Origin of the sequence: Streptomyces sp. XY431 (assembly GCF_001279805.1) — a bacterium.
Classification (GTDB): domain Bacteria; phylum Actinomycetota; class Actinomycetes; order Streptomycetales; family Streptomycetaceae; genus Kitasatospora; species Kitasatospora purpeofusca.
On record NZ_LGDO01000009.1, the window covers coordinates 21837 to 31539 of the forward strand.

Sequence of the window (9703 nt, forward strand, 5' to 3'; positions counted from 1 at the left end):
GGAACGCCACCGCCCCGGTGGTCAGCGGCCGGCCTTGACGGTCCGGCACTCGTCGAGGAAGTCCACGATCGGGCCGAACACGTCCAGCGCGGCGTTGCGGCCGATGAACGTGTCGAGGTGGCCGTAGCCCGGCACCTCCACGTAGCGGACGTCCAGCTGCGGGTACCGGGCGGTCAGGATCTCGTGGCAGATCTTGTTGGAGTCGAACCAGAAGCGGTTGTCGCTGCCGGACAGCAGCATCAGCGGCGCCTCGATCTTCCCCGCGTTGTCCAGCGCGTTCTTCGGCAGCGCGTCGTAGCGGCCGTCGTTGTCGTTGAACCGCAGCATGGTGTGGGCGAGTTCGACGCTGCGCAGGTGCGGCAGGATCCACATCGGCACGGTGCCGTACAGGTCGGCGAGCCGGTCGTGGGTCCGGGTGTCGAGGTTGTCGTGCTCGAACAGCGAACCGCCGACGCCCCAGGAGTCGTTGTGCAGGATCTGGCAGGTCGGGTCCTTGCACTCGGCGCCGATCGAGACCTCCGCGAAGATCAGCGAGTGCTTCGACCAGAGCCCGACCTTCTTGAAGTCGGTCGGGATGTTGACGAAGCGCGAGCGCAGCAGCTCGCCGCCGAAGTGCAGCCGGGCCCGGGTCTTCCAGGACAGCTTGGGCGTCAGGAACACACCCTGCGCGACGATCCCGTCCAGCCCGGTGACCAGGCCGGCCGCCAGGCTCATCGACAGGCAGAGCGCGCCGATGCAGTGGGCGACGCAGAGCAGTTGGCGTCCGCCGATCCGCTCCTGGATCAGCGCCACGGCCTCCGGGATGTCGTACAGGGCCACGTCGTCGAAGCTGTACCGGACCCGGCCCTCGTTGTACGGCAGGCGGCAGCTGCCGCGCCAGTCCAGCAGCCAGGGCTCGTAGCCGGCGTCCAGCAGCACGTCGACCAGGTTGCGGGTCTCCGGCAGGGTGAACATGTCGGCCGAGGCGGTGAGGCCGTGCAGCACGAGGACGGCCGGACGCTCGCCGGCGCCGCCCTCGGGGACGACCCGGGTCAGGCCGAGCCGGGTGCCGTCGGAGGCGGTGAAGGGGATGTCCTCGACCCGCTCGCCGAGGCGGTGGTGAAGGGGCCTCAGGGTCATCGGTTCTGCTCCCTCTGGATCATCAGCTTCCTGATCTTGCGTGCCAGCTTGTCCTTGTCCCGGTCGATCGCGTCCCGGCGCAGGTCCAGCAGCTCGGCGGCGGCCCGCAGTGACGGCTCGGCCAGGCCGGCGCCCATCTGCAGGAAGAACCACGACAGCCACGCCAGCTTGGCGAGCCGCTGCTCCTGCGAGGACAGCCGCGGGTCGACCTGGATCCCGTCGATCTGGTCCGGGAGGAAGCTGCTGCTGGGTACCTTCACCACGCCGGCCAGGACGGCCGGTTCGCCCTCGCGGCCGATCGCGATGTCCAGCGTGCGGGTCTGCTTCCAGAAGTCGCGCCGGGCGCGCGCCGTCTTGTAGCCCTCCAGCCACCAGCGGTTGCCGTCCCGGTCCTCCAGGGTCAGCCGGTAGCGCAGCAGCGGGTGGTCGTTGCTGTGCAGGCGCGGGACGCCCTCGTCGGGGCGGACCTGGATCTCGCCCTCCACCACGGTCAGCGGCTCGGGGTGGATCCGCTCGCACACCACCTGGCCGCGGACGTCGATCCGGCGGTGCCTGATCACCTGGTACATGCTCGCGATGGACAGCGTGAACGCCAGCCGGCAGCTGCTGTCGCGGTCCTCGCCGACCGGGCCGACCTGGCCCTTCATCCGCTCGCGGAAGGACAGGTAGGGCGGGTCCTCGCGGCTGGGGAGGCGGGCCACGCCGTTCTCCGCCATCCGCTCGAAGGCCTTCAACTGGGCTTCGGAGCCGTAGCGTTCGGCCTGCGGCAGGCGGTGCCGGGCGACGAACGCCTCGGTGCGCTCGGAACCGGCCTCCGGGCCGAACATCAGCGCCTCGAACAGCTTGACGGCGGTCGGGCTGCTCAGGATGCGGACCAGGAAGTCGAGTTCGGGGACGGGGTCGGTCTCCTGCCGGCGCAGCAGGTCGTCCCGCCAGTCCTTCCAGCCGGCGATCCGGACGTTCATCCCGGCCAGCTTCATGTCCTTGACCAGCTCCGGCAGCGTCTCCGCCCGGCCGGTCAGGTTGTAGTTCTGGCCCCAGGCCTTGGGGTCGAAGACGATCGCGGCCGTGGTCCGGCTGATCCAGTCCACCGGGGCCAGGTTGAGGAACTTGAACGCCGGCACCGTCCGGAACCGGGAGATCGCGCCGATCAGGCCGGTGCTGAGGTCGGCCGGGTTGTAGACGCCGGTGCGGGTGTGGCCGCCGATCGCGCCCGGCCGCAGGAAGGTCACGGTCAGGCCGTGCTCCCGGGCCCGCCGCAGCACGGCCTCGGCCGCCCACTTCGACTTGTCGTAGCCCGCGAACAGCCGGTCGATGTGCGCGACCGGGTCGTCCTCGCCCATCTTCTCGATGCCGACCTCGTTGAACACCGCGACCGAGGAGATGTGGTGCAGCGGCTTGGGCCGTCCGGTCATCGCCAGCTCCGCCAGCAGCAGCGGGCCGAGCACATTGGTCTGCCGCAGCGAGGGGTAGCCGCGCAGGAAGTCGACGGCGGCGGCGACGTTGACGATCGAGTCGACGTCCCGGGCCAGCTCCGCCCAGCGCTCCTCGGACAGGCCCAGCCGGGGCTGCCGGATGTCGGCCGCGAGAACGGTCACCCGGCGGCGCACCTCGAAGGACCACGGCTGGTCGTAGCCGGCCAGGGCCTCGGCGAGGCGCTGCTCGGCGGCCGCGTCGTCGGCCGCGCGCACCAGACAGACCACGTGGGCGTCGCCCGCGCGCAGCAGGTCCAGCAGCAGGTGGCTGCCGAGGAAGCCGGTGGCGCCGGTGAGCAGGATGCGGCGCGGCTCGGCCGGCTCGGCCTGGCGGCTGAACGGCAGCCGGTCGGCCAGCGCGAGGTCGGCGAGGATCGTCGCGATGTCCTCGTGCGCCTGGGGGGCGGACGCGCGGTGGTCGTCGGCCGGCAGCAGGCCGGACCGGAGCGCCAGGGCGGTCCCGGTCGCCGCCCGGGCGGCGGCCTCGGCCCCGGTGACCGGCAGACCGGCCGCCGCGGCCCAGCGCTGCGCCAGCCGGCGCGGCCGGGCGTCCGCGAACAGGTCGTCCAGGCTGACCCGGACGTCCAGCTCGCGGGCCATCAGGGCGACCAGCTCGACCGCGTCCACCGAGGACAGACCGGCGTCGAACAGGTCGGTCTCCACCCCGGTCGCCGCGCCCGGCAGGAAGCGGGCGGCCTGCGCGGCGATGTCCGCCGCGACCTGGTCGACACCGCGCGCCCCCGCCGCACCGGCTGCCGCCGGGGCCGCCGGGGCGGTGGTGGCGGGCGCGGCCGGCTTCCGGAGCCGGGCCAGCAGGTCGGACGCCTGGGCCCGGCCGGGCCGTCGCCGCTCGATCACCTCTTCCTCGGGACGGCGGTTGACACTGGGGTTGCGGCTGGTGCCGCCTCCCGCCTCAGGCATTGCTGACCTCCGCTGCGATATCGGTTCCGAGGTCCCAGGAGCGGAACGCCCGGAGTTGGTTCAACGCCACCACCGTCTCCAGCCGCGGTGCCTCGACCTCGCCGCCACCGAGGCGGGAGACCAGGCGCCGGGCCGGGATGTTGCGGGGCGTGTGGTCGGCGACGAGCCGCACGGCGTCCAGCCCGAGGGCCTCCGCCCGGTCGGCGAGCCACTGCAGCAGCCGGTCCTCGACCCCGCGGCCGAGCACCCGGCAGCTCATCATCCAGGCCACCAGTTCGAGCGCGTCCCCGTCCGGCCGGACCGCCAGGACGCCGATCTGCCCGTACTCGCCGAAGCGGTCGCGGGCGGTCGCCGTCCAGACCTCGCCGCCGTCCTGCCGCAGCCGGTCCAGCCCGGCCGCGTCCAGCGGCTGCGGCCGGAGGTTGAACTGGTTGGTGCGGCGGCTGAGTTGGACGGTCCGCTCGGCACTCTCGGCGGACACCGGCACGATGTCGAGTTCGAGCTTCAGGTTCTCCAGGAACTCGGCGAAGCCCAACTGGGCGCGGGCCTCGTCGCGCACCTGCTCCTGCTGGTAGAACGCGGCCCGGGCGGCGTCCTCGGCCGTCGCCGCGATCGGCGTCACCGGCCACAACCGGTGGACGAAGTCGGCGAGTTCGGCCGCGGGCGGGCAGCCGAGGCAGAGCACCTCGGGCAGCTGGGCGCGCACCCCGGCGATCTCCACCGGGTTGTCGTCGAGGAACAGGAAGCTGTCCAGGCCCAGCCGCAGCTCCTCCGCGATCCGCGCGATCCGGGTCCACTTCGGCTCCCAGGCCGCCGAGATCGCGGCGAAGTGCTCGCGGCGCAGCAGGCTGTCCGGCCGGTCGAGGACGGCGTGCACCGTCGCCTCGTCGTTGTTGGAGACCAGGGCGAGCAGCACCCCGGCGGCCCGCCACTGGAGCAGCCGCCGGGCCAGCAGCTCGCGGGCCCCCGTCAGGTCGACGTTCTCCGGCCCGGCCTCGCCGGCGATGCCGCTCCACAGCGTCTCGTCGCCGTCGACCACGATCACCTTCGGCGCCCGGCGGCGCACCGTCCCGACCAGGTCGGCCAGTTGGAGCGCCACCACCGCCTGGAACTCCTCCTGGAACGGCAGGTGGGCGAGCTGGTCGGTGTGGGCGTCGAAGACCTCGTCCGACGGGAAGTCCTCCAGCCAGAGGTCCGAGGCCAGCACGGCGACGCCCGGCCGGTCGGCCAGCCGCTCCGACACCTGCCGCTCCCACCCGCGCAGCCGCTCGTCCGGCGACCGCTCCGGGAGGAAGGCCACCACCAGCGGCTTGCGGGTCCGCTCGGCGAGGGCGGCCAGCGCGGCCGGGTACTCCTCGGCCAGCTGGTCGAGCAACTGCTCGTCGCCCGGGGCGAAGCGGACCAGGTCGCCCGGGCGCAGCAGCACCAGGCCGGCCACCGTGGCCGGCTCGGCGAGCACGCTGCCCGGGTCGTGCAGGCTCGCCAGCACCTGGTGGTAGGGCGCCTCGGCGACGGCGAGGGGGCCGCCCTCGGCGGCGCCGTCCTCCAGCGCCACCGCCAGCATCGCCGGGAGGTTGCCGAGGGCGAAGGTCGCGGCGACGGCGACCTGTCCGGCCGGTACGGGTTCGGGGCTCACGTCGGTGCTCTCCGGTATCGCGACGAGGGTGTCGGGGGATTCGGTGATGTCGGCGGCGAGGGCGAGCAGGCCCCGGCCGAGGTCGGCGCAGCTCGCGTCGTCGAGGACGTCGGCGTTGTACTCGAGGCCGACCTTCCCCAGCCCCGGCATCACCGTGACCATCAGGTCCAGGTCGGACCAGCCGGTGCCGGCCGGCAGGATCCGCAGGCCCCCCGACGCGCCGGCCTGGGGCGGCATGTAGTTGAAGTAGACCTCGACCAGGGGCGCGTCCTTGCGGTACAGCCCCTCCTCGACGAGGGCGGACATCACGTCGAAGAAGGTGACGCCCTGCTCCAGCACCCGGGTCAGCCGGCTGTCGGTGCGCCGCAGCACCTCGGCGGCGGACTCACCGGCCCCGACCTCGGCCGCGTACGGGATCGGCAGGCCGAAGTAGCCGACCGCGTCGAGGGCGCCCACGTGCAGCCGGGTGTCCACCGGGACGGCCAGCACGAAGCGGTCGCGCTCCCGCAGCCGGGCGAGGTGCACGGTCAGCGCGCCGAGCCAGAACGCGGCGGGCGTGATGCCGAGCCCGGTCGCCGCGGCGGCCACCCGCTCCTGGAGCTCGGCCGGCAGCTCCACCAGGTGGGTGGCGGACCGGTAGGAGCGCTGCTCCGGGCGGGGGTGGGCCAGTTCGAGGTCCAGCCGCCGCGCGCCGGTGAAGTCGGCGCGCCAGTCGGCCGAGGGGCTGCGGTCCCCGGCCGGGCGCGCCGCCTGGGCGCGCAGCAGCAGGTCGATGTCCCGGTTGGAGACGACGGCGGGCGCGGCGTCCGGGCCGGTGTCCCGGCCGGTGTCCTGGTCGGTGCCGAGGCCCGCGTCCAGCTCGTGCGCCACCAGCATCAGCGAGGCCAGGTCGGAGACGGCGTGGTGCGCACCGAAGACCAGCACCTGCTCCCCGGAGGGGCGGGCGAGCAGTTCGAACCGCCACAGCGAGGCCGTCGCGAGGTCGAACGGCGGCTCCATCAGCTCGCGCAGCCGGTCGTCCACGCTGGTGTCCTCGTCCACCGCCGACCAGCGCAGCAGCCCGTCGGGCACGCCGCGCCGGACCTCCAACTGCTGCCCGTCCTCGGCGTGCGGCACGATCGCCGTCCGCAGCGCGGCGTGACGTCCGGCCAGGGCGGCGACCGCTCCGGCGAGGCGTTCCGGCGTGGTCGGGGCGGACAGTCGCACCGCCAGCCCGATGTGGTGGGTGACGCCCGGGGTGCCCTGCTGCTCGGCCCGGAGCAGCCGGACCACGTCCCGGGTGGCCGGGTGGCGGACGAGTTCCGGCGCCTCCCGGTCCTCCGCGGGCGCCTCGGCGCCGGCCTGCCCGGCCTCGCCGGCCCCGGCCATCAGCCGGTCGGCGATGCTCTCCACACTGGCGCCGTTGAACATCGAGGCGACCGGCAGCGTCTGCCCGAAGTCCGACTCGATGAGGCCGCGGATCTGCATGGCCATCACCGAGTCCAGGCCCTGGCCGACCAGCGGCGCGGCGATGTCCAGCTCCGCCGTGTCGAACCCCATGGTGCGGGCGAACCGGTAGCGCAGCCGGTCCACCGCCGCCTCCCGGGAGTCGAGCGCGGGACGCCCGTCGGACCCGGCGGACCTCCCGGCCCTGGCCACCCCGGCCCGCCGGCGCGGCGGGAAGAGCCCGGCCAGCAGCGGCGGCAGCAGGCCCGGCTCGGTCGCGCGCAGCACCGGCTCGTTCAGGGCCACCGCGAGCAGCAGCCCGTCACCCGGGTCGCCGGTCAGCGCGGCGTCCAGCAGACCGAGGCCCTGCGCGGTGCCGAGCGCGGTGATCCCGCCGCGGTTGATCCGCTCCAGGTCCGCCCGGTCGAGGTGCCCGGTCATCCCGGTCGCCTCGGCCCACAGGCCCCAGGCCACCGACAGACCGGGCCGGCCGGTGCGACGGCGCTGCTGCATCAGGGCGTCGAGGAAGGCGTTCGCGGCCGCGTAGCCGCCCTGCCCGGCGCCGCCCAGCACGCCCGCGACCGAGGAGAAGGCCACGAACGCGGACAGCCGCGCCCCGGCGGTCAGCTCGTGCAGGTGCCAGACCGCGTCGATCTTCGGCCGCAGTACCGCGTCCAGATCGTCCGCGCCGATCGAACCGAGCAGCCCGTCGCGCAGCACCCCCGAGGAGTGCACGACGGCGGTCAGCGGGAACTCCTCCGGGATCTCCCGCAGCACCGCCGCCAGCTGCTCCCGGTCGGCCACGTCGCAGGCCCGCACGGTGACCCGCGCCCCGGTGGCCGTGAGCTCCGCCCGCAGCTCCTCGACGCCCTCGGCGCCGGGCCCGCGCCGGGAGAGCAGCAGCAGGTGGCGGGCGCCCAGCGCGGCGGCGTGCCGGGCCACCTGCGCGCCCAGACCGCTCGTCCCGCCGGTGATCAGCACGGTGCCGGTGCCCAGGGCTGCGGCCGGGTCGCCGCCCGGCTCGGCCGTGCCGCGCCGAAGCTCCGGCGCGTACACCCGCCCGCCCCGCAGGGCGAGTTCGGGCCGGCCCGACCGCACGGCGGCGCGCACCGCCGCCTCGTCGACCGGTTCCGCGGCGTCCGTGTCGACGTCGACCAGGACGATCCGGCCCGGGTTCTCCGCCCGGGCCGCCCGGGCCAGGCCCCACACCGGAGCGTGGTCCAGGTGGACGGCGGCGCCGTCCGCCTCGGCGCCGGTGGGCACGGCGCGGCGGGTCACCACGACCAGGCGCGCCCCGGCCGGCCGGTCCTGGGCCAGCAACTCGCGCAGCTGCTCCAGGGTCCGCTCCAGCACCGCCCGGGCCCGGGCGGGCCCGTCGGCCTCCGCCGGGCCGTCGCCGACCACCAGGAGCGTCGACTCCTCGTCGGTGCCGGACTCGGTGCCGGACTCGGTGTCGGCGCCGTGGGCGTCGGGCGCGGGGTCCAGCGGGGACCAGGCGACGGACAGCAGCGCCGTGCTGCCGCCCTGCCCGGTGGCGAGCTCACCCGCCGTCACCCGGCGGACCAGCAGCGAGTCGATCCGCACCAGCGGCGCCCCGGAGCGGTCGGCCAGCTCCACGGTGAAGGTGTCCGGACCGGCGGGCGTGATCCGCACCCGCGCCTCGCTCGCCCCCCGCCCGTACAGGGCGACCGACCCGAAGGAGAACGGCAGCGGCGCCGGGCCGTCCGCCGTGTCCACCGCGGCGGCCTGGAGTGCCGCGTCCAGCAGGGCGGGGTGCACACCGAACGCGGCGGCCTCCTCCGCCTGCCGGCCCGGCAGGGTGACCTGCGCGAGGATCGCGTCCCCGGACCGCCAGACGTCCGACAGGCCCTGGAAGGCCGGGCCGTACTCCAGGCCGAGGGCGGCCATCGCGTCGTGGTGGGCGTCCACGTCCAGTCGCTGCGCCCCGGCGGGCGGCCACGCGGCCCCGGCGGGGGCGACAACCTCCCCGGTCTCCCCGGCGACCTCGGCCTCCTCGCCGGTCAGCACGGCGCTCGCGTGGTGGGTCCACTCCGGCGCACCGTCGGAGCGGCGCGGCCGGGCGTAGACGTCGACCGGCCGCACACCGCGCCCGTCCGCCGCGCCCACCTGCACCTGGAGGTCCACCTCGCCGTGCTCGGGCAGCGGCAGCGGCGCGTGCAGGGTCAGTTCGCGCACGGCCCGCAGGCCGACCTCCTCGCCCGCCCTGAGCACGAGTTCGACGAACGCGGTGCCCGGCAGGATGACCGTGCCGAAGACACCGTGGTCCGCCAGCCACGGGTGGCCGGTCCGGGAGATCCGCCCGGTCAGGACGAGGTCGTCGCCGCCGGCCAGCGGCAGCGCGGCGCCGAGCAGCGGGTGCCGCACCGGGCCCAGCCCGGCCGTGCCGACGTCGGTGGCCGTGGCGGCGGCGGGCTGCCAGAACCGGCGGTGCTGGAAGGCATAGGTGGGGAGGTCGGTGAGGTTGCCCGTTCCGATCCAGGGTGTCCAGTCGACGTCCACGCCGACGGCGAACACCTCCGCCGCGTTCCGCAGCAGCTGCGTCGGCTCGGGCTCCTGGCGGCGCAGCGTGCCGACGGCCGTCACCCCGGCGATCCGGTGGTGGCCGGCGTTCTGGGCCACCGCACCGAGCAGGACGGGGTGGGGGCTGGTTTCGACGAAGACCCGGTGGCCGGTGGTGAGGAGGGTGGTGAGGGCGGCGTCGAAGCGGACGGTTTCGCGCAGGTTGGTGAACCAGTAGCCCGCGTCCATGGTGGCGGTGTCGATGGCCTGGCCGGTGACGGTGGAGATGAGCGGGGTGTGGCCGGTGCGGGGTGCCACGGGGGCGAGGAGTTCGAGGAGTTCTTCGCGGAGGTCCTCGACCTGGGGGGAGTGGGAGGCGTAGTCGACGGCGATGCGGCGGGCCTGGATGCCGTCGGTCTCGCAGCGTGCGGCGAGGGCGTCCAGTTCCTCGGGGGCACCGGAGACGACGACCTGCTCGGGGCCGTTGACCACGGCGATCTGCAGACCGGCCGTGAGGTACGGGGTGATCTGCTCCTGCGGGGCGAGGACGGAGAGCATGCCGCCGCGCCCGGAGAGGCGGGTGATGGCGCGGCTGCGCAGGGCGACG

The 9703-nt window shown here is 74.9% G+C and carries 3 protein-coding genes; all 3 read right to left on the minus strand.

The features are described from left to right. Positions 1 to 21: 21 nt before the first annotated feature. The 3 genes from ADK60_RS02095 to ADK60_RS02105 are packed head-to-tail and all read right to left on the minus strand — an operon-like array spanning position 22 to position 9696. Entirely contained in the window at positions 22 to 1119 is a 1098-nt protein-coding gene (locus tag ADK60_RS02095) for an alpha/beta hydrolase (protein ID WP_053642685.1), read from the minus strand. Further along, complete coding sequence (locus ADK60_RS02100) at positions 1116 to 3515, minus strand: thioester reductase domain-containing protein (RefSeq protein WP_053642688.1); 2400 nt, start codon at positions 3513 to 3515, stop codon at positions 1116 to 1118. The genes ADK60_RS02095 and ADK60_RS02100 overlap by 4 nt, the downstream gene beginning before the upstream one ends. Next, a complete protein-coding gene (locus ADK60_RS02105; protein WP_286185244.1) occupies positions 3508 to 9696 on the minus strand; it encodes an HAD-IIIC family phosphatase in 6189 nt (2062 codons plus the stop codon). The genes ADK60_RS02100 and ADK60_RS02105 overlap by 8 nt, the downstream gene beginning before the upstream one ends. Positions 9697 to 9703: the final 7 nt, after the last annotated feature.